This window comes from Haloterrigena sp. H1 (assembly GCF_005938085.1).
GTDB lineage: Archaea > Halobacteriota > Halobacteria > Halobacteriales > Natrialbaceae > Natrinema.
Genome location: NZ_SMZK01000001.1, coordinates 2,093,196 through 2,114,495, shown reverse-complemented (window position 1 = coordinate 2,114,495; position 21,300 = coordinate 2,093,196). Strand labels below are relative to the sequence as shown.

The window sequence follows — 21,300 nt, the reverse complement described above, 5'->3', positions numbered from 1 at the left end:
CTTCGCGCACCCTGCTGCTTCGCACGTGACGCTTTCTATGACACCCTCTAGCGGAAAAGTCGTGAGAATACGTCAGCTATTACATTTTCAGATGGAGTATTGTTTTTAACAGATTCAATTTCCTCATCAGAAACACAGAGTAAAATGATACCAGGAATATAAACTAGAATGAAAGTCAATCCAGGCAATATTTGATAGGGAAGGAGTTCAATTTGTGTCATTGAGAACCCGGCCAAGAGAGATACTACCCCAACAGCACTTACACGAAAGAGTTCCCTTCGGAACGGCGAGATACCTTCACTTACTACTAGAATAGTAATGTACATTAAGTTCATAAAGGCATATGAAATTGCAGTGGCGATTGCTGCACCAATAATCCCAAAGTTTTGAATTAGTATATAGTTTAGAACTATATTAGACACCCCAGTTATAATACTAACAGCCATTATAGATCGAGTCCGTCCAAGTGAGGTCAGTGTTCCTTCTGTAGGTCCAGCTATAGCGTGAACAAAGAATCCGGAGGTAAGGATCGGAAGAACAGCAGCACCGGTGATATACTGCGTTCCATAAACACTTTTAATAATCCATTCTGAATAGACTGTTATAAGAACGTAAAGGGGCAAAGTCGTGACTAAAATCCATTTTGTCGCCTTAGAATAAATGTACTGGAATCTTGAACGATTTCCCCTGCTGTCTATCCGTGACAGTAATGGCATAGATACGAATTTGACAGACAAGAAAACTAGTGTTAGGAGTTGGGCAATAGGATAAACCACTTTATATCTCCCCACATCACTTGTCGTAGAAAAATACCCTATCATCAATGTATCAATATCTGACAAAAATATAATCATTGCTGAGGTGACAACTAATGGTGCGGAAAAGTATATGAGCTCTCTATGGATATAGTCGGGCACAATATCATCAAGTAATGGTGTATAACGTACTAGATATATGATAGAAACAAATGTAGTAATGCCGTATGCAAGGACTATCGAAATAGAAATTCCTATCTCTTCGAATCCAATCAATAATGCGGCCCCTATAAGAATGATCTTAGAAATAGGCTGAATGATGTTCTGTATGAACACTTTTGGGCGTGATTGTTCTCTACCTTGAACTACACCAATTGTGAATTTTTTAATAGCTAAAAGTGGGATCCCAATGGCAAAAATCTGAATTAGCGGTGTCAGGGAAGGATTGTTGAACCCAACGAGAGCGATCGTTCGAGCATAGTAGATGATCAAGCCCCCTACAAGAAGAGAAATTGGGGCAATCAAATGTAGAGCCGATAAAATAACTCCTCGTCGTTTGCTAGAACTATTTGCTCTAGGAAGATACCTCCCTACACCGGTATTGAGGCCAATTAGGACAAGTGTTCCAAGAGTACCTGCTATTGTTTGTCCAATCGAAACTGCTCCGAAGTCAGCACGACCAAGAATACGTGCCAAAAGGACTTGCCCACCGAAAGTGAACCCTCTATCTAATATAAAGCCAAGAAAAATAATCCCACTTCCCTGGAGAAGTTTCGTGAATTCTTTTATCTCTCCTTTATTTTCATCCATAGCTGATCAAATCACAGAGTAACCTAATTCTTTTCGATGTTTATTGAAGATCATTTATAAATATGGTTTAAGCAACATCTGAGTAGAGTTCCGCATATCCTTTTGCCATAGCTTCGGACGAGTACTCCTCAACAGCTACCTCTCGAGCCTGTTTGGAGTAACCAACAAGATCTCGGTTGACAAGTTGTTCTACAGCTTCTGCCAATGCATTTTCGTCAGGGGTAGAAACAACACTTCCAACTGTAACCAATTCTTTTGCACCACCAACATTAGTCGTCACGACCGGAAGTCCACAAGCATGTGCCTCCATTAATACAGTGGGTTGCCCCTCAGACAAGGAAGGTAGCACAAATATGTCTGCCTCACGGTAGTATTGCACAACGTTTTGTTGCCAACCTACAAATTCGACTACTTCAGAAACACCTGTCGTTTTAGCAAGCTCTTCAAGTTCTGTTCGCAATGACCCGTCTCCTACGATAGTAAGTTGATAATTCCTGCCACTATCTCTGAGGTGATTAAGAGATTTTATTAGCTCCCCCACATTTTTAATTGAGTCAAGCCTCCCAACAAATAAAAGAGAAATACTTTCTGGATTTTCCATCACACTACGTTTATGCTTCGGAGAATACTTATCTATGTCAATACCATTATGTATGTAAGTCACCTTATCGAGGGTTGATATTTTGTCCAGATCTTCTTGCAGGTATTTCCCTAGCCCAACGACTTGAGTAGCATTCCTTAGTATTATTTTCCCAAATGTATTATTATATAATTTACCTATAGAATCAATAAAAGCATTTCCGTATGACCAGCTAAGCCCTGGGAATGTGTCAACAGTGACAATTATAGGTTTATCATGAAACTTGCCAACTATCGACGCAGCAAAGGAGGTCAAATAAATATGGCTACAAATATGCACTATATCATGGTCTCTGATTACATCACTCAGAGACCGTAAGAAAGATGATGTAGGAAGACTGTATCTAATCCTAGGTATATAGGTGCCATTGAATGTGATTATTTTTGCACTGCTACTGGTAGATAGATCTTTTTTAGCCTTTTGAGAGAGGAATACAGAAACCTCAAATCCCATTTCCGGGAGAGTAGACATAAGATTTTTAACCTCTGCACGAATCTTGTCAGCTGGATTGATTAATAAAATCGAAATAGGCTTCTCCATAGTGTTAGTCACTTATTTGCATATTGTATGAGTCGCTTTTCAATCTTCGCATTTCACTCGTATTTAACCATTGAATTAAATTTCAATATAGGTGTGCATCCAACGAATGGAGAACAATTGATGTGAAACAGGCGAAGATTCCTGCCAAACCAAAGAAGACGGATATAATCGCAAGACCAAGGGGGAATGTGCCTGACATAACATAATTTGCGAGCGTCCAATAACCGAATCCGATCCCGATAAATGAACTGAGAAAACCAGGTACGCCGAGGGACATGATCGGCCGCTCGCGCTCAACTGTCTTCAGGATATTACTCACGAGCGTGAGTCCATGGGAAAGCGGGTGTTGACTACTCGCATCTTCCACATCGTAGTCAACTGTCGTCCCGATTTCCTCAATTCCGTAGCCATGCGTATGTGCGTGGTGGAGAATATCGGTACTAGCGCTCATACGATCGCCGATCTCGTTGTCATTCGCCAAGCTATCAATTGCACGAGTATTATAAGCGCGGAACCCACTTTGGGTATCGCCAATCCAGGACTGTGGCCGCACAGCTCCGAAACTCAGATTTGTCAGCATATTCACGACGAATAGTCCTAATCGCCGATAAAGGGGGGCATTCATCGTCCCGTCATCTGTAAATCGGCTTCCGATGACAATTTCAGCTTCACTGTCTTGTTGGGCCTCGACCAAGTTGGGAATATCAGCGGGGTCGTGCTGGTCATCTGCATCAATGATAACCAGATGCGTTGCCTCCCTGCTCTTGGCCTCTTGGAAGATCGTTTTCAACGCGGCGCCGTAGCCACTATTCACGTCGTGTTCAACGACGATTGCGCCAGCGTCTCTCGCGAGCGCAGCAGTGCTGTCCGTGCTGCCGTCATCAACCACGAGGACGGTATCAGCGTAGTCCTGTGCTGTCGTTACGACATCTGCGATTGTGGCGGCCTCGTTGTAGGCCGGGATCGCAACGAGCACGTCAGCCTCTTCTGTGGGGGCCGGGATCCGCTCCACACAGTACTGGTCGCTCTCTGCAACCCGTGTCGTGCTAGTTGCATAATCGGTTGGAATAGTAACGTCCGGATTGTAGATAAGTCCGGGAGTGGAGTGCGCTTTTGCTGTCGTAATCAACTCCCGTTTCAATTCGTCCTCATTAGGATCAGAACCGTGGGGCTCAACAATAGAGACCCCCACGTGCTCGGCTAGAGCGAGAACCTCCAGGTCCGACTGATTCGCATGCGTTACGAATACTTGATGCCCTGCTGCGGTTGCTCGAAGGACTTCTCTCAGCAACGCATCGGTATTGTTTCGCGTCGCTACGAACCCAACCGCAGGATGTTGCTGCTTTCCTGCTTTAGTCGCGGATTTTCTAGAAACCCGCTCCTGTTGTTGATTTTCAGCGTTCGATGTCTTCGTGTGTTCAAATTCCATTATCCATCCTCCACAAGCCGATTGGCGGTCCATTCGCTGTGATTCATCATCCAGTCATCAGAGCCGAATTTGTCGTACTTCCACCCACTCTGTATAAACAAATTTATATATAGTAGTCTATTTCTGCCAGTCATTCTATTGCTAACCAGTGATCGCTTGAGACGGACAGTACTGCTTCGTGTCCTACTCCGAGTATTGCCGTTTCCATGTTCCTATTGTTAGATCTACGCCGTAACGGATATTTCAGTCAAAAATAACTATATGTGAATCGTATAAATATCTGCTGGCTGGAGCCCATACTTCCTTGTGGTTGTCTCACGTGCCGTGTAATTCGAACGATACAGGGACCATGCGTGCCGGTTGGTCGTGATGGCCGTTTCCACTCTGCTCCTGTCTCACCTATAGTCGGTAGTTCCCATCGTTACTCCACATTGACTTGATTCCCGGCAACGTGAGCGACAGAATTCATCTCGCTCGAAAAGAGATCGACGTAGAAGGCGGTCTCACACCAGTGAGAGCGCCGGCTCTGCACTTCCGATTCGAAGTCGTCGCTCTCTGCGGGGGCTACCGCTGGACGCGGGCTCAATCAGCCCGCGTCCAGTTGGCTATAGATCTCGGGAATTCCGACACCGTTGGTTGGTGCCTCCCACTTCCGTAGCAGTGATTCGTCGAGGGTATGGTCGATCCACTCCCGAAACAGTTCAAAGCGGAACCAGGTCGGCAGTGCTCGCCCGCCGCGCCGAGTGGTCAGCGTAACTTTTGAATATCCGGGAGGAACGTTTCGATCCAGTTGTCGGCGAAGCTAACGCGTTTGGATAAGTCTAGAAATGTGTGAGTAACGAACTGCTTGAAGTGATCCTTTCCTTCGAAGATTTCTGGTGAAATCTTCCGTTTGAGCGTCTTCCAGAGCGGTTCGATGGCATTGAACATGGGCGAATACGGTGGGAGAAAGACGAACTCGATGCCGAGTTCGTCGGCCCGTTGCTGGGTGAGTTTCGCATGATGACCGCCATCGTTGTCTGCGATGAGCAGAATCCGCCCGACCGGATTCTGCTCACGGATTGCCTCTAACGCTGCGCAGATACTCTCTTTCGTCGTTCGTTTCCGGAAGATGAGCGTACTCTTGCCGAGTAATGCATAGAAGCCAAGCGTTTTCCAGGGGACTGCGACCAGTGGTTTGTCGATTTCCACGGTTCGATCGTACGACCACAGTCGCTGGGAATTCTCGAACGGTTGTGGCCACGAAGCATCGAAGAAGCCGAGAACGAGTGGTTCATCACCATTGTCTTTCGTGAGCGCCTCTCCCAGGCGCTCACGAAAATCCTCCTCAGCATCCGGTGATTGTCGCGGGTCCATCGGTCGTGGTTTTGCGTACTGCATTCCATCAGCACGGAGAATTCGAGCAAGGTGGGATCGATCGTACGTCACGCCGTAGCGGTCCCAAAGAAGATCGTCGATCTCCTGTGGTGTCCACGGTTGCCCGTCTTCGAGGAGTGTAAAGAACTCGTCAAACTGTTCAGAGGAGAGCTTCGCGGGGCGGCCGCCCGCGAAGCTCGGTCGAAGTCCATCGACTCCACCTTCGTTCCAGGCTTTGAGCCAGCGTCCGCCGGTTGGTTGGGACGCACCGACACGTCGTGCAGCCATTTTGTCAGTGTCGCCAAGAGAGACGTTTTTGATGAAGCAGAGTCGTCGGACGAGACGGGTCTCGTCCGCCTTCTGGGCTTCATTGATTGCTTCATCAAGCTGTTTTTCCGACAGATGCTTCACCATTTCAGTCTGACGAGTTGTCTTCATCGGGGTCTATACGCGCCCTGCAGATTCAAACATAGCGCCGACCACTCGAGATCGCACGCCACATACGCCCGGACAAGCAAACCGTGCTTGCCACGGTTTCCCTGTTGGTAGGAGACACAGACCGCGAGCGGGAAGCGCAGTTCTCGCTCGCTTCCTTCGTACATCACGTACTCCGTCCAGTAAGAGACCGATGTGTCTAGTTTCTCAGCCATCTGTTTTCCACGACGGATGACGGGGAGAGCGACTGGTGCGACTGCATCCAGTCGCTCGATCGACGTTCCATCGTAGAATCCGCGGTCAACGAGGAGGCCAGCGACAGGGAAGGGAAGGGCCGCGACGTGGTCGAGCAGTCGCTCGACCGCGTCGCTTTTGGGTTCATCACCTCGGACAGGAGTAACCGCGACGACGAGCGGCTTGGCTCGGCAGAGGACAAACCCAACAAGGTAGCGATGGCACTGAGAGGTGCCATCGCGGGGTATCGTATGACAGAGCTCTCCGGCATCACGGTGTGGACAGCCGTGGTAGTGGATATCGACGAAGTCGAGGCAGATGATCCTCGGGCCGGGGCCGAGGATCATCGCCGCTTGCTGAGCGAGGAGGACGTTAACGACGGCTTCGAGCTCAGCAGCAGGAATGGTATGAAGCTGAGCGAGTGTGTAGTCGTCGGAGTACGTTCCGAGAGTGCTGTCAGTGACAGCCTTGATGGATTTCTGATCGACAGCGGCTTGGAGGAGTGTCTGGCGGATAATCCCGGAGTCGAAGGCTGTAGCTTCGACTCCGGGGATAGGGATCTCAGAGAGGAGATCAAGCGCTAAGGTTTCAAGGTCAGAGGCCGTAAGAACGGTGTCTGGATGGTATAGGAATTGCACAACACCCATCTAGACGCTTTCTGAGAATCTAATCTCATCAGTCGTAACTAACTGCTGACTCGATGGGAACTACCGATAGTACGGGCCACTGCCGCGCCTTGCTCAGGTAGTAGCAGCTATTCACAATAGAACGACCAGTGTGCACTCGCCGCTCTATTTTCGGACAGCTAATTGGTCTAGCTGTGCCTTCTGTGGTGGTCGCTGTCTCGAACCAGTGATGATAACCTGATAACAGAGTCGGATCTGCGTTTCACGATACGACTGCCGTGTAGGTGGAGAACAAGAGGGAAGAAGAAAACTGATGTCAGCTCAGATGTGACCGATCTGTTTCATTGCATGTTAAAAGTAGTCGCACCATCTGAATAACAAACCTTTTCAAGCGGACTAGTCATTCAGAAATCGAGTAACAAATGACGATCCTCCTCACTGGCGCCGATGGCTACATCGGCTGGCCGACCGCACTCCGTATTGCAACCCGAACTGACGACCGCGTTGTCTGCGTCGATAATTATGCCCGCCGCGAATGGGTCGAAGAGGTTGGCAGCACGAGCGCCACGCCGATCGCAACGCCAGAGGAACGCCTCGAGGCCGCAAAAGAGGTCCACGACCTCCACAACCTCTCGTTTGTCGAGGGCGATCTCACCGACAAATCGTTCGTCGACGAACTTCTCGAGGTTCACGAACCTGAGACAATCGTCCACACGGCAGCGCAGCCGTCCGCGCCGTACTCCCAGATCAACGGCGAGCGAGCGAACTACACGCAGCACAACAACCTGCAGGCGACACGCAACCTGCTGTGGGGCCTCGAGGAACACAACCTGACCGACACCCACTTCATCGAAACGACCACGACAGGTGTCTACGGTGCACCAGAGTTCCCCATTCCCGAAGGCGGTGCGACGATGGAAAACCAGGGCGAGAGCGACGAAGTGCCGTTCCCCGCGATGGCGGGTTCGTGGTATCACCTCACGAAAAGTCACGACGCCGCCAACATGCGACTCGCGCACAAGCAGTTCGATATCCCGATCTCGGACGTCCGAACTGCCATCACCTACGGCACCCAAACTACCGAAACGGCTGCTGATCCACGCCTTGCCACTCGGTTCGACTTTGACTACTACTTCGGCGTCGTTGCCCACCGCTTCTGTGCACAGGCCATTGCTGGCTATCCCACGACCGTCTACGGCAAAGGCGAACAGCGCAAACCGTTCATCAGCCTCGAGGATGCCGTCGAAGGACTCTCCCGTTTAGCGCTCAGCGATCCGGATGAGCGTCCCGATGATCACGTTGTCTACAATCAAGTCACGCGCGCGATCAGTATCGTCGAAATCGCCGAAACGATCGCCGATGTCGGCGACGAGTTCGACCTCGATGTCTCCGTCGAGCACTTCGAGAACCCGCGTGACGAGGACGAGACGCACAAGATGGAGATGGAGAACGAACGATACATGGATCTGATCGGCGAGCAGCGTCAGGACTTCACTGAGGGCGTCCATGACGTGCTCGGGACGCTTGTCGAGTACGAAGAGACAATCACCGCCCACGAGGACCGCTTCCTGCCAGGCGTGCTCGACGACTGGGAGAAGGAAGACGACGCTGCCGACGAGACCGAACTCGCGTACGAAGGCGACGCTGCCGAAGAGGCTGAACCTACACCCGATGCCAACTGACGGCGACAAAACCGGAATGCACGTGCTCGTCACCGGAGGGTGTGGCTATATTGGCAGTGCTCTCATCCCCCTGCTGCAGGCCGACGAGAGAATCGATCAGATCACCGTCTTCGACTCACTCTCGGCCGGCTCACCGGCGAACCTCATGGCTGCTCAATTTGACGGCAACCTCGAGTTCATCCGTGGAGATATCCGCAACTACGGCGATGTCGAAACCGCCATGCGGACCGTTGACCGCGTCATCCACCTGGCCGCGATCACCGGCGCTGAGAGCACCCACGAGCGCGTCGAGGAGACGCGGGCAGTCAATCTCGAGGGGAGCCGTAATGTGTTCAACGCTGCACGGAAAGTCGACGTGGACCGTGTCGTGTTCGCCTCTTCGTGTAATAACTACGGCCGAGCAGCCAGTACTGATCTCGACGAAGCGACTGAGCCCGATCCCCTCAATCCATATGCGGAGACGAAGTACGAAGCTGAAACCCTCCTCAAGGAGTACGTTGATGAGGGTGCATTCACCGGAACCGCGCTCCGGATGAGTACGAATTTCGGCTATGCGCCCGGGATCCGGTTCAATCTCGTCGTTAATCATTTCGTCTTCCGCGCACTGACGAATCGTCCGCTGACAGTCTATGGGGACGGCAGTAACTGGCGGCCGTTCATTCACGTTCGCGATGCCGCGCGGGCGTACTATCAGGCCACCTGTGAGCCAGATGCCTGGTCAGAGCACGTTTACAACGTTGGTTCGAACGACGAGAACTACCAGATCGAGACGATTGCCGAGATTGTCCGCGATGAACTGGATACCGGCCTCGAGTTAACGTATCTCGAAGACGAGAATCCTGGCCCGTCATATCACGTCAACTTCGACCGACTCGCAACGACCGGATTCGAGCCCCAATGGACCCTTCGCGATGGGGTCCGCGACTTGGCGACGCGATTCACCGCTGAATCACAATTCGATGAAACAACGGACACGGTCGGTAGACAACCACTGACTCTTGGAGTTAACAATGACAACTGACGACGAGCTAACGATCGCAGTAACTGGTGCAGCGGGATATATCGGAAGCCGAGTCGTTGACCGACTTCAGACTTCGCATCCTGACTGGTCTATCACGGCGATCGATAATTTCTACCGGGGTACAGTTCGGGAGATCGGGGATGTAACCGTTGAGCATGTTGATATCCGTGATCACGACCAATTGGAAGCGGCACTCGAGGGTGCCGATATCGTCATGCATCTGGCTGCGCTCAGCGGCGTCGATGACTGTGAGACGAACGCTGATCTCGCGCACGAGGTCAATGTCAATGCGACGAATACCATCGCGTGGTTCTGTCGCAAGCAGGGTGCAGGATTGGTCTTCCCTGCGAGTATGGCAATTATCGGTGACCCTCAATCCTTCCCGATCACGACCGAGCATTCTCGTGACCCTCTGAACTGGTACGGCCGGACCAAAGTCCTCAGCGAGCAAGCGATCGAAACGCTCGCTGATGGAGCGTTCCCGGCTCATATATATCTTAAATCGAATCTCTATGGCGAACACCAGGTTGGGTCACAAACCGTCTCAAAAGGGACTGTGATCAACTTCTTCGTCAATCGGGCCGTTGCTGGCGAGCCACTGACCGTCTACGAACCCGGAACGCAGTCACGGAACTTCGTTCACGTCAAAGACATCGCTCGCGCGTATGTTCGAAGTGCTGAACGCCTCCAGAGTCAACTCGAGCAGGGTGATACTGGGGTCGACAAGTATACACTCGCGACCGATGAGGATCCGAGCGTCCACGAGACGGCTGAACTAGTTGCACAAATCGCTGAGGAAGAACTCGGACGGAGTCCCGAAGTCAAACTCGTTGAGAATCCGCGAGCTGGAGAGACATTGGTCAACGAGTTCGCTGTTGATACGACACGAACACACGATGAACTTGGCTGGGAACCGAAGTTCACCGTCGAAGACTCGATCCGACAACTCATCCGTAAGCACGAGACGACAGAGTAGTCTATTTCGCGTAGGGTGAGACATGATTTGACAGACATCTCACTCTATTTGGCCGACGCTATCGTATTCCCAGATCAGATCGAAATATCGGTGCAGTCCGGCAACGAACGAGCCGTTCTCGGTGACTGCGGCTTGCCGCATATGGAGCGGGACATCCTTCTCTTCGACCAAGACGATTGCCTGACCCGTCTCATAGTCCATACTCGGGTCGATCAGTGTCCCGCGCCACGGCAGCAATTCGGTACTGAACCGTACCGCTATTTCGGGATACTTGTCAGTTACGTAGTCTAGAACTGTACTTTGTATCTCTTGATTCGTCGCTGAGAGGTGGCGGGGATGGAGCAAGAGTGCTTGAATCGATACATCTTGATTTAGTGCATCCTGTATCGCTGGCTCGACAGCATCGAAATACTCGAAGCTTTTCGTAATAACGTAGACGCTGTCTGTTGCATCGCGATACAGCGACTTTGTTTCGCGCTCGCTTGGCTCACCCACAGAAACGACATAGAACAACTCATCAGCAGGCGTAACATCGTCGCTTGCCTGCTCGTACAGCGGTTGGAACCGGTCGATGAATGGGTCTCGAACTGCCTCGAGATCTGCGCAGAATTTTTCATATTTCTGCCGCCTGTTTTCTTTCGCCTGTTCAAGAATTGTCGCAGGTGGCTTTGGCTGGTACTCTTTCGGACGGCCAGGAATGATTTTGATAAAACCCCGATCAGCGAGTGTGTCGAGAATTCCGTAAATACGTGCCTTCGGGATGCCGGTCGCCTCAGCGAGATTGGGGGCAGTCGTTCGCCCAAGTGTCAGTATATGCTTCAACGCTGTCGTCTCGTACTCCTTTAACTCAAGTTGCTCAAATACTGCCTCAGCGTCGTCAGTCATAGTCCACGGAACTGCTTGCAACCATTGTCAAACTCCCGGTTGCAGAACTGGCAGTAGTTCAATCAGTTGGGGATTATAAAGGGCCGGTCGGCGCATATGTCACCGAATATACTATCTAAAACCACAATGTTTATCGTACTAACTATCCATCTCGTTACTAGAGATATGAGTAACACAGAGTCGGAAGAGGAAATCGACCGGGAGCACTTGGACGAGATCGAAGATGGCGCTGGCTGTGTCGAGATCTGGGAGAAACTAGGTGACCGACGCAGCGACGACTAGTGCCGTCCGGACTGCAGCCAGTCGATACGCAGTGCCAACGGCGCGTCGCCCGGGAGTTCTGATCCCTACTGGTATTGCTCACAAACCCGCCGAATCCCCTCTTCGAAGTCGATCTGGGGTTCCCAGCCGGTTTCCTTGCGGATCTTCGAGGCGTCGGCACAGGTATCGTGGACGTACACCGACTTGGGGATCGGGTTCTCGACGTATTCCGATTCGACGTCGGTCCCGAGTTCGTCGTTGAGCAGTTCGACAACGGTGTTGAAATCGTATGCCTCGCCGGTTCCAAGGTTGTAGATGCCATCGAGGTCGTTCGTTGCAGCCTGCTCGAGACCGCGGACGATGTCGGAGACGTGTGTAAAGTCCCGCGTCTGGGTGCCGTCGCCGTACAGCACCGGCGACTCGCCGTTGGCGATGTCGTCGGCGAACTGCGCGATAACGTTGGCGTACTCGCCTTTGTGTTCCTCGGCACCGCCGTAGCCCTGATACACCGAGAAAAAGCGCATGCCGGCCATCGACATGTCGTAGTGGTTCGAGAAGTACTCGCCGTAGCGCTCGCGTGCGAGTTTCGACGCTTCATACCCAGTATTTACGCCCACATCCATGTCTTCTGGCGATGGCTCCGTGCGACTACCGTAGATCGACGAGGTTGAGGCATAGACGACCATCTTGCAGCCGTCCTGGCGGGCCTGCTCGACTACATTAACGAACCCTTCGACGTTCACTCGAGCACCTACCGTTGGATCGTCCTCGTGCATCGCGTACGACGACAGCGCCGCGAGATGAAAGACGACGTCGACGTCCGTCGGCAAGTCGTCATCTAAGACGCTCGCCTCGACAAACTCGACGTCGTCCGCGAGGTTCGCCGGCGTGCCGAGATAGCAGTCGTCGACGACGGTGACGTCGTTCGACTTGGCCAGGTGGTTCGCGAGATTCGAGCCGATAAAACCCGCGCCGCCAGTCACGAGAACATGCTGATCTTCCATACGAACGAGCCTGTCATAGAAAGCGTCACGTACGAAGCGGCAGGGTGCGCGAAGTGTGTCCAACACCAGCACAGCCCTGCAAGACGTAGCTTCGGTAGACGACTTCTTGAATGTCGCGGCTACCGAGACGGTACCGCTGTTCGACCATCTTGAGTTCGAGTTTCTACTGGAATACGACGTGTTCGCCCCCTCGAAGCGGGGGCGAACACGAGTTCACGAGCCACCTGATCTCTTTCGCGGCTTTTTGCACTGCTACTACGAGGATGTCTACGGCACGCGTCCGGTTACACGAGAACTTCAGAACGGCCTTGTCTGGTACTACTGCGGACTCGACAAACCGCCATCCAGAGATACGGTTGATCGCTTTCTCACCGACCTCGAACACGTTATTGACGATGTCTTCGACAGACTCGTCCAGCAGGCCGCTGCCCGCGGCCTGCTCGACTCCACGTACTCCATCGATTCGACCCACGTTGAAGCGATCCAACACAACGACGCTGCCTCGTGGAATTATGATCCAACAGCTGAAGAATACTACTACGGCTTCGGCTGTACGATCGTTTCAACCGGTTCAAAGATCCCGATAGCAGCGGAGTTCACACAGGCCAAACAAGCGGATCAGGAGACGGCGATGCGCGTCACACGTGACGCGCTCGCCGTCGATACACCGGTCTGGATGCTGGGAGACAGCGCCTACGACATCCTCGATTGGCACGACCACCTGCTGGCCGCAGGGGTCGTGCCAATCGCTCCATACAATCCGCGAAACACTGACGACCCGATAGACATCGAGTACAGGGTCGAAGACCGAATCGAGGAACACAGCGAGGACGTGCAGCTGAAACAGTCCATCTTGGAGGAGACGTACAACAACCGGACAGGAGTCGAACGAACCAACGACGCAGTCAAGGACTGCGGCCTCGGGCACGTCCGCGCCCGAGGCCGCGTCCACGCACGGACAGAAGTGTTCCTTGCGCTGTGTCTCCGACTCGTCGTGGCGATCACCAACTACGAGCGAGGAAACAATCCGGGCTGTGAGAAGCTATGAGATGGATTCTATGACAGGCTCTACGAACAGATATTCACCTCACTTATTAAAATGGTTTGATGAGATTTCCTCTACCGCAGCGGTTCGCGTTCACAGGACACCACACACGATCCACAGGGCGACTGCAGTCCTAGCGAAGCAGGAACGGTTCGCTTTCATCCATAGTGCTATAGCTGATGGGCAGTAGTCACCGTTCACAGGGAAATTATCAGAGAGACCAAAAATATATGTAGTACACATGGAATGATCTATTCAGAATGCAATACGCTGAGGGGACGGATGAAGCGGTGTTGTTCGGCCGGCTGATGGGGGCGACCTGTGACTTTTGTGCTGATGGGCAGCTCGCGTCAGGGGAGTACAAGGGAAACACGGCAATGGTATGTGATACGTGCGGGACGCCTGCGGTCCAGGTGTGGTAAGATAGGACAGACAGTCGTGAGTATAACTGCCAGTTGCAGCACTCGTTCGTGGAAACCGACGGAATAGGAAGCGGAAGATAGATACTCCGTCAAGTGGACCCACGCCTCGTCGCGATCAAACAGTAATAGACGAGATGTCGGATCGGCCGGAACTACCACTGCTTATTCGACTGTTACACTCTTTGCGAGATTCCGTGGCTTGTCGATCGACCATCCCAGTCGGTTCGCGACCCAGTAGGACACCAACTGCAGCTGCACGTTCGCCAGAATCGGTGTGAGTCGCGGTCCCGCCACCGGCACGTCCAGAACGTGATCCGCGTACTGCCCGACGTCGTCGGGCGAATCGGTCACCACAACGACGGGGGCGTCACGTGCCTCGAATTCCTTGACGTTCCCCAGCGTCTTCGCCGCATCATCACCAGTGACCATCACGAACACCGGCGTCTGGTCATCGACCAACGCGAGCGGGCCATGCTTCAACTCGCCGACGGCAACCCTTCCGCGTGCTTGTATGTGATCTCCTTCGTCTTCAGCGCCCCCTCGAGTCCGCCGACGAGTACTCCAGATGGCTGCATCGCCTTCGTTTAGCTGAAGGTAGGCGCTAAGCCCCCTTCCTCAGCGAACGCCGACCGAATGGGAGGCGCGAACAGGGAGGAGATACAGCGCCGCACGATTCTCAAACACGTTCGGCACTTGGCCCACAGGCCAACGCTTCACCGAAGCCATTATGCGTGTAACGTGCATAGTGTGCATTACAGTGAAACGGAAGACAATCACCATCCGAGAGGACCAAGACGAGTGGATAGAGGATCAACACCTCAACCTCTCGTCGTTCGTCCGTGAGCAACTGGACGAACTCATCGAAGAGCGCGAGTAGAATGTACTACGCCTACAAGTATCGTCTCAAGCCGTCGGACGCCCATCGCAAGGAGTTGGACCGCCACCGCGATATTTGTAGGCAACTGTACAACCACACGCGCTACCGCCTCAACGAGTATCAAAACGAACACGGCGAACTGCCGTCCATGACCACCCTGCGGTCGGAACTCCCCGACCTCAAAGAGTGGTGGGACGACCTCTCGGACATATACTCGAAGGTTCTCCAAACCGTCGTGGAACGCCTGTTCGACAACCTCAAAGGACTCTCCAAGCTCAAGGAGAACGGCTACGGTGTCGGCCAACTCAAGTGGAAACCGCCTCGGGAATTCCGCAGTTTCACGTACAGTCAGTCTGGCTTCAAGCTCGACAAGAAGGGCGGTCAGACTGTCCTCTCGCTCTCGAAACTTGCGGACATACCGATTCGGCTTCACCGTCCTATCCTCGACGGCGCCAAGCTCAAGCAGGTCACGCTCAAAAAAGAGCCGACGGGCGACTGGTTCGCCACGTTCGGTGTTGAAATGGACCGTGAACCGCCCGAACCACCCGAGAATCCCGAGAAGTGCGTCGGTATCGACGTGGGTATCCTGAAGTACGCTCACGACACCGACGGAACGGCGGTCGAATCGGTTGACTTCTCGGACGAACGCGAGCGGTTGGAACGCGAGCAACGGAAACTCTCGCCGAAGCAACACGGGTCGAACAACTGCGAGAAGCAACGGCGTCGAGTCGCGGAGTGTCACGCGGACCTCCAACGGAAGCGCCGCGACTTCATGCACAAGCTCTCGAACTACTACGCTCGAGAGTACGACCTTGTAGCGGTCGAAGACCTGAACGTGAAGGGGATGATGGAGTCGCCGTCGAACAGCCGCAACACTGCCTCTGCCGCGTGGCGAACGTTCCTCTCACTGCTTGAATACAAGTGCGAACGAGAAGGAACGCATTTCGTGGCGGTCGAACCAGCAGGGACGACCAAGGAGTGCGCGGCGTGCGGTATCTCGACGGACAAGCCGTTGTGGGTCCGCGAACATTCCTGTCCGTCGTGCGGATTCACCGCCGACCGAGACTGGAACGCAGCGTGGAACATTCTTTCTCGCGGTATCAAGCGAGTAGGAGAGGGACACTCCGAATCAATGCCTGTGGAGACTGCGCTCCCTACGGGAACCACGACGGTTCCTGCAAAGCGCGTCTTGGAAGCAGGAAGCCCTACCCTCAAGGAACGAGCCGCGCCAGCGGCGAGTGAGTAGGGTAGTTCACTTGCTCGACACACAGGAGAGACAGTGAAGTTCGTACGTGGTCGGCGCCTGCCAGTGGTCGCGCTCCACCCAGACCCCTTCCACTGCGTCACCGTCGATTTCGGTGCCACAGCCCAGACAGTCGTTGGGCTGGCCAGGTGGCGTCGGCGGTGGCCGATACTGTTGCACAGCGGTGGTATCCGAGAGTGGTGGCATAAGCTTTCAGGTCTCCTGCCCGCACTCCGGGATCACGGCCTGTGCCTGGGGTGAAGTCACCATCGCGCCCCCTACAGCTAGTGCTCTGTCAGGCGTCAATTGAAGGATATAGGCGTTTCAATTTGATGCGAGCATCGTCGGTCGTAAATCGCCAGTCAATATCCGTTTCACCGCTGTTTCGTTCCTTTTTCCATGCGGCGACCTCCTGACGGAGTGTCGCCGCATCGGGAATACGTCGGTCGAGACACTGCTGTTGCAGCGTATTGAACTCGATTTCCGCCATGTTGAGCCAACTGCCATGGACTGGCGTGAAGTGGAATTCGAGCTTGTCGAGTAACCGACGTGCTTCAGCCGGTTCGAAATATTCGTAGAAGGCAGCTGGGTTGTGCGTGTTGAGATTGTCCAGCACCACCCGGATGCAGTCCGCATCCGGGTAGTGCTGATCCACGAGATGCTGGATGAAATGCACCCAGTCTTCGGTGGTTCGTCGGTCTTTGACCCTTACCGCTCGCCAGCCGGCGAGCGGTTCGGAGGCCAGAAACAGGTTCTTGGTGCCGTTGCGCTCGTAGTGGTAATCCTCACGGGCAACCGTGCCCGGCTCTGCCGGGCGCGGTTGCTTGACGTGCTTGATCAACTGTGTCGGGTGCTCGTCGAAACAGACGAGAGGTCGGTCTGGATCGTATGGTTCGCGGTAGAGCGAGAGGATGTCCTCCATGTGATAGACGAACTCGGAGTCTTGACCCGGCGGAATCACCCACTGTTTGGATCGGTGAGGCTGGAGTTCGTTTTTTTGAGGACTTGACGAATGGTCTCGTGGGAGATCGACTCGTGGTCGATCTCCTCGAGGACAACGAGTTCGTCGGCAAGAAGCCGGAGCGACCACTGGGAGTAGCCTTCGGGCGGTTCGCTGGTCGCGAGGGCGATAAGGTGAGCTTCGTCCTCACCGTCGAGTTTGCGTTCGTAGGTGCGGTCAGGATCCTTGCGTTCGATGGCTTCGAGCCGGTCACGTTCGTGGAACTTCTTCCGTGTTCGCCACGGAGTACTCGGGCTACAGCCGAGTGACTCGGCGATCGCCGAGTCACTCTTACCGTCGTCGGCTTGGAGGAGGATACGTGCGCGAGTAATCTTCTGCGCCCGGTGGACGCCGTGCGATGTAATGCTGTTCAGTGTATCTCGCTCTTCTTCGGTCAACTCGATTGGATACGTCGACTGGGTCATTGCCACCAACCTACTATCCACGACAATATGAGCCTTTCAACTCACGGCTGACAGTACACTAGGCGGCCGCTATGCCCTTTTTCGTCCCGACTTTGGCATCCGACAGCTCATTCAACCGTTACGCTCTTCGCCAAATTCCGTGGCTTATCGATCGACCGCCCTAATCGATTCGCAACCCAATACGCGACGAGTTGCAACTGCACGTTCGCGAGGATTGGTGTGAGGCGCGGCCCCACCGCTGGCACTTCTAATACGTGATCTGCATACTGTTCGACTTCCTCAGGCGCGTCAGTCACTGCGACAACAGGCGCGCTGCGTGCTTCCACTTCCTTCACGTTCCCAAGTGTCTTTGCAGCGTTTGTGTCCCCAGTCACCATCGCGAACACAGGCGTTGCCCCGTCTACCAGTGCGAGCGGACCGTGCTTCAGTTCGCCAGCGGCGAACCCTTCAGCATGTTTGTACGTAATCTCCTTCATCTTCAACGCACCCTCGAGCGCAACCGAGGCGTTGTATCCGCGGCCGATGAAGAAGTAGGCGTCCGCTGTCTCGTATTCCTCAGCAATTGCGCGCGCGTTCGACGTATCCAAGACCTGCTGGACCAGGTCAGGCAGATCGCGCAGCCGTTCGACGAATTCTGCCGAACATTCTCCCGACAGCACACTCGCCAGCATCGCCAGCGCGACTTGCTGACTGGCGAACGTCTTCGTCGCCGCCACGCCGATCTCCGGTCCGGCGCGGATGTACATCACGTGGTCGCACTCCCGGGCGGCCGAACTCCCGACCGTGTTGGTCACCGCCAGCGTCGTCGCCCCTGTGCGGTTGGCCGCTCGGAGCGCGCTCATCGTGTCGGCTGTCTCGCCGCTCTGGGTAACCCCCACAACCAACGTCTCCGCCGTTACCGGAATCGCATCGATGTCGTACTCGCTGGCGAGGAAGCACTGTGTCTGAATCCCGTGCTCACGCAGCATTCGCGCACCGTAGAGCGCCGCATGATAGGAGGTTCCGCAGGCGACGAACTGCACCGGCCCCTCGAGTTCGAGGTCGTCTAGCTCGTCGACCGTCACTTCACCCTCTAGTTCGGAGACGCGCTCACGCAGGCACTTGCGGATTGCCTGCGGTTGCTCGTGGATCTCCTTGAGCATGTAGTGGTCATAGCCACTCTTGCCGGCGTCTTCCGGATCCCAGTCGACGGTCTCGACGGCCGTTTCGACGACGGCGCCCTGCTCGTCTGTCACGACGATCCCCGACGGATTGATCCGCGCGAACTGCCCATCTTCGAGGTACACGACGCGATCCGTGTACTCGATAAACGCGGGCACGTCGCTTGCCAAATAATGCCCATTATCACCAATCCCGAGCACGAGCGGCGACTCGTTTCGCGCCGCATACACGGTCTCGCTGCCGGGGAACACTGCCGCAACAGCGTAGCTACCCTCAAGCTGGTGCACTGCCTCTCGGAATGCCTCTTCACGATTAGCACCAGTCTCGAGTGCCGTTTCGATCAGATGCGGAATAACCTCGGTGTCGGTGTCGCTCGTGAACTCGTGGCCCCCAGTTTCGAGATCCGAACGTAGCTGCTGGTAGTTCTCGATAATCCCGTTATGGACAACTGCCACATCACCAGTACAGTCCGTGTGCGGGTGTGCGTTCGTATCTGTCGGTGGCCCGTGCGTACTCCAGCGCGTATGTCCGATTCCAGCCACACCATCAATTCCATTGTCAGGAAGGACCGCCTCGAGTTCTGAAACCTCTCCTTGCCGCTTGTGGACCGATAGTGACGAGTCGGCGACCGCTACACCGGCAGAGTCATAGCCACGATACTCGAGGCCCGACAAGCCAGTCATTAATACGTCACCGACAGCGCCGTCAGTCCCAGTATAGCCGATAATTCCGCACATCAGGACCACACCTCCGTTCCCTCTGAGAGAGTTCCACGGACGGTCGTGCCCGCTTCGACAACCGAGTCCGGGCCGACAATCGCACCCGGAACATACGCACTCCCTCCTTGATCCTCTACGCGGTCAGCCAACAGCGCACCAAGATCTTCATTCTCGAAGACACGATTCCCGACGCGGACATCTCCTGGCCCACCGGGAATAGTCGTACCGCTACCGATAGTCACGCCGACCCCGGTGACACAGTCGATCACGTTGGCCCCAGCCCCGATACGGGTATCTGCGTCGATAACACTCTGTTCGACAATTGCATTCGAACCGACCGTCGTGTTTTCACCGAGACAAACATATGGGCCGACAACGGCCCCTGGTCCAATCTCACAATCAGGTGCAATCACAACTGGCTCGCGAACAACAGCTGACTCATGGATTGTCGCAGACGGGTTACTCCCATCACCTTGGCTGCCATCGACCAAGCCCGCCTCAAACAAATCAAACGAAACATCAAGCAAATCCCAAGGATACGTCGCGTCAACCCAGAGGCCTTCTGAAACAATACCTCGGACCTCAGAATCAGATTCAATCAGTTCGCGAATACCGTCGATCAGCGACTGCTCACCGGCTCGTGGTTCGGCAGCACGAATCGCATCGAAAACTTGCGTCTCGAACGCATAAACGCCGGCATTGAAGCGATATGAGCGCTCGTCCTGTGGCTTCTCAATTATCTCCGTAACCGTTTCGTCCTCGAGAATTACGCCGCCATAGTCGTCGACATCTGTACGGTTGAGCAGCCCAAGCGTCGCCGCTGCATCGGCGTTGGCGTGTGCCCCAATGACGTCGCTGATGATCCGGCTCTCAACCAGCTGGTCGCCGTTCACAACCAGCAGCGGCCCGTCAACTTCAGATTCAGCGGCGAGCAGTGCATGACCACTGCCGAGCTGCCGGTCTTGTGTAACGTATGTGAGTGGAACGTTCTTGTACGTCGACCCAAAGTAGGCTTGAACGCGGTTGCGCTTGTAGCCGACAACGACAGTAATGTTCGTCACGCCGGCTTCAAGCAGCTGATCGAAGACGTGTTCGAGAATCGGCGCTGTCGCAGCTGGCAGCATCGGTTTAGGACGATTTTGGGTTAATGGACGTAGCCGCGTGCCCTCCCCTCCTGCAAGAACGACAGCCGAGATCGACTCCATACAGTTATCCAGAGAGTACAACCCACTTATTATTGTCGGCTCATATGTATAAGGAGAATAAACACAAATGTGAACAGTCGTTGGAAATCCAAACTGCCCTGTGACGGCCTGGTTGTCAGTGTGGAGCTATGCGCTGTTAACCGATCCTGTTACCGAGTGCGTTGGTTTACCAAGTATGTCTTGGTTCGAAACTCAAAGATAGTCTCGAATAGGCGGATCTCCCAACGTGAGCACTCCAGTCTACACAGCGTTAGATCAACTTAGAATGTGTTTTAGATCGAGCCGTAGAGATAATTGTGAGAATAGGACTCGAGCAGTAGGCTAAGAAATACCTCTTAGTGGTGAATGATTACATCAGAAACGTCAGCCGGGAGGCCGACGTTGAGCCCCCTTCCAGTGAGATTCACGGAAGGATCGAGATCGGGTCAGTGTGGCTATTAACTTGAGGGGAACCGATCTCGAAGTGGCGAGGAAATTGTCTCGGAGCGGATCAGTGCCGGGTCTCCGACAGATCCTTCACCTCGCCACCGATATCTTAAAATCATGACG

General features: G+C 53.9%; 18 protein-coding genes and 1 pseudogene. 7 read left to right on the top strand and 12 right to left on the bottom strand.

Annotated elements, in window-relative coordinates:
- Window positions 1-47 precede the first annotated feature (47 nt).
- The 5 genes from E2L06_RS10560 to E2L06_RS22210 all read right to left on the bottom strand — a co-directional run bounded on the left by E2L06_RS10560 (window position 48) and on the right by E2L06_RS22210 (window position 6,180).
- Window positions 48-1,565, bottom strand: coding sequence for a flippase (locus E2L06_RS10560; RefSeq protein WP_138781212.1), 1,518 nt, complete (start codon window positions 1,563-1,565; stop codon window positions 48-50).
- 67 nt (window positions 1,566-1,632) lie between these two features.
- Entirely contained in the window at window positions 1,633-2,745 is a 1,113-nt protein-coding gene (locus tag E2L06_RS10555) for a glycosyltransferase family 4 protein (protein WP_138781210.1), read from the bottom strand.
- A gap of 82 nt (window positions 2,746-2,827) precedes the next feature.
- Window positions 2,828-4,174, bottom strand: coding sequence for a glycosyltransferase family 2 protein (locus E2L06_RS10550; RefSeq protein WP_138781208.1), 1,347 nt, complete (start codon window positions 4,172-4,174; stop codon window positions 2,828-2,830).
- A 747-nt stretch (window positions 4,175-4,921) separates the two neighbouring features.
- Entirely contained in the window at window positions 4,922-5,968 is a 1,047-nt protein-coding gene (locus E2L06_RS10540) for an IS630 family transposase (RefSeq protein ID WP_138781206.1), read from the bottom strand.
- Window positions 5,965-6,180: a hypothetical protein gene (locus E2L06_RS22210; protein WP_212750773.1), complete on the bottom strand. Its 216-nt coding sequence runs from the start codon at window positions 6,178-6,180 to the stop codon at window positions 5,965-5,967. The genes E2L06_RS10540 and E2L06_RS22210 overlap by 4 nt, the downstream gene beginning before the upstream one ends.
- A 126-nt stretch (window positions 6,181-6,306) precedes the next feature.
- On the opposite strand from E2L06_RS22210, the gene E2L06_RS22205 reads away from it, so the two are divergent.
- From E2L06_RS22205 to E2L06_RS10520, 4 genes are all read left to right on the top strand, one after another.
- Window positions 6,307-6,783: a hypothetical protein gene (locus E2L06_RS22205; RefSeq protein ID WP_212750772.1), complete on the top strand. Its 477-nt coding sequence runs from the start codon at window positions 6,307-6,309 to the stop codon at window positions 6,781-6,783.
- 464 nt (window positions 6,784-7,247) lie between these two features.
- Window positions 7,248-8,507: an NAD-dependent epimerase/dehydratase family protein gene (locus E2L06_RS10530; RefSeq protein ID WP_138781204.1), complete on the top strand. Its 1,260-nt coding sequence runs from the start codon at window positions 7,248-7,250 to the stop codon at window positions 8,505-8,507.
- Between the two features lie 16 nt (window positions 8,508-8,523).
- Window positions 8,524-9,528 (top strand): NAD(P)-dependent oxidoreductase, encoded by a 1,005-nt coding sequence (locus E2L06_RS10525; RefSeq protein WP_138782541.1) that lies wholly within the window; start codon window positions 8,524-8,526, stop codon window positions 9,526-9,528.
- The gene (locus E2L06_RS10520) at window positions 9,518-10,504 is read left to right on the top strand and encodes an NAD(P)-dependent oxidoreductase (protein ID WP_138781203.1); all 987 of its coding nucleotides are present in this window, start codon (window positions 9,518-9,520) and stop codon (window positions 10,502-10,504) included. The genes E2L06_RS10525 and E2L06_RS10520 overlap by 11 nt, the downstream gene beginning before the upstream one ends.
- Before the next feature lie 39 nt (window positions 10,505-10,543).
- On the opposite strand, the gene E2L06_RS10515 is transcribed toward E2L06_RS10520, so the two are convergent.
- Window positions 10,544-11,389, bottom strand: coding sequence for a TrmB family transcriptional regulator (locus E2L06_RS10515; protein WP_138781201.1), 846 nt, complete (start codon window positions 11,387-11,389; stop codon window positions 10,544-10,546).
- A 347-nt stretch (window positions 11,390-11,736) separates the two neighbouring features.
- The gene (locus E2L06_RS10510; RefSeq protein WP_138781199.1) at window positions 11,737-12,654 is read right to left on the bottom strand and encodes an NAD-dependent epimerase/dehydratase family protein; all 918 of its coding nucleotides are present in this window, start codon (window positions 12,652-12,654) and stop codon (window positions 11,737-11,739) included.
- Window positions 12,655-12,709: 55 nt separating this feature from the next.
- Between E2L06_RS10510 and E2L06_RS10505 the strand changes: the two genes are divergently transcribed.
- A complete protein-coding gene (locus E2L06_RS10505; RefSeq protein ID WP_138781197.1) occupies window positions 12,710-13,702 on the top strand; it encodes a transposase in 993 nt (330 codons plus the stop codon).
- Between the two features lie 257 nt (window positions 13,703-13,959).
- Window positions 13,960-14,121: an HVO_A0556 family zinc finger protein gene (locus tag E2L06_RS22890; protein ID WP_343192867.1), complete on the top strand. Its 162-nt coding sequence runs from the start codon at window positions 13,960-13,962 to the stop codon at window positions 14,119-14,121.
- Window positions 14,122-14,283: 162 nt separating this feature from the next.
- Here E2L06_RS22890 and E2L06_RS10500 read toward each other — a convergent pair.
- A pseudogene (locus E2L06_RS10500) lies at window positions 14,284-14,666 on the bottom strand (SIS domain-containing protein); the annotation flags it as partial.
- A 333-nt stretch (window positions 14,667-14,999) separates the two neighbouring features.
- Here E2L06_RS10500 and E2L06_RS10495 point away from each other — a divergent pair.
- Window positions 15,000-16,244: an RNA-guided endonuclease TnpB family protein gene (locus E2L06_RS10495; RefSeq protein ID WP_138781195.1), complete on the top strand. Its 1,245-nt coding sequence runs from the start codon at window positions 15,000-15,002 to the stop codon at window positions 16,242-16,244.
- A gap of 6 nt (window positions 16,245-16,250) precedes the next feature.
- Here the strand turns inward: E2L06_RS10495 and E2L06_RS21875 are convergent, their stop codons facing one another.
- From E2L06_RS21875 to E2L06_RS10480, 4 genes are all read right to left on the bottom strand, one after another.
- Window positions 16,251-16,421 (bottom strand): hypothetical protein, encoded by a 171-nt coding sequence (locus E2L06_RS21875; protein WP_171052345.1) that lies wholly within the window; start codon window positions 16,419-16,421, stop codon window positions 16,251-16,253.
- Between the two features lie 115 nt (window positions 16,422-16,536).
- A protein-coding gene (locus E2L06_RS10490) for an IS630 family transposase (RefSeq protein WP_138778477.1) occupies window positions 16,537-17,666 on the bottom strand; the annotation gives its coding sequence in 2 pieces (ribosomal slippage) (window positions 16,537-17,240 and window positions 17,240-17,666; 1,131 coding nt in all).
- 107 nt (window positions 17,667-17,773) lie between these two features.
- Entirely contained in the window at window positions 17,774-19,564 is a 1,791-nt protein-coding gene (glmS, locus tag E2L06_RS10485; RefSeq protein ID WP_138781193.1) for a glutamine--fructose-6-phosphate transaminase (isomerizing), read from the bottom strand.
- Window positions 19,564-20,751 (bottom strand): sugar phosphate nucleotidyltransferase, encoded by a 1,188-nt coding sequence (locus tag E2L06_RS10480; protein WP_138781191.1) that lies wholly within the window; start codon window positions 20,749-20,751, stop codon window positions 19,564-19,566. The genes glmS and E2L06_RS10480 overlap by 1 nt, the downstream gene beginning before the upstream one ends.
- Window positions 20,752-21,300: the final 549 nt, after the last annotated feature.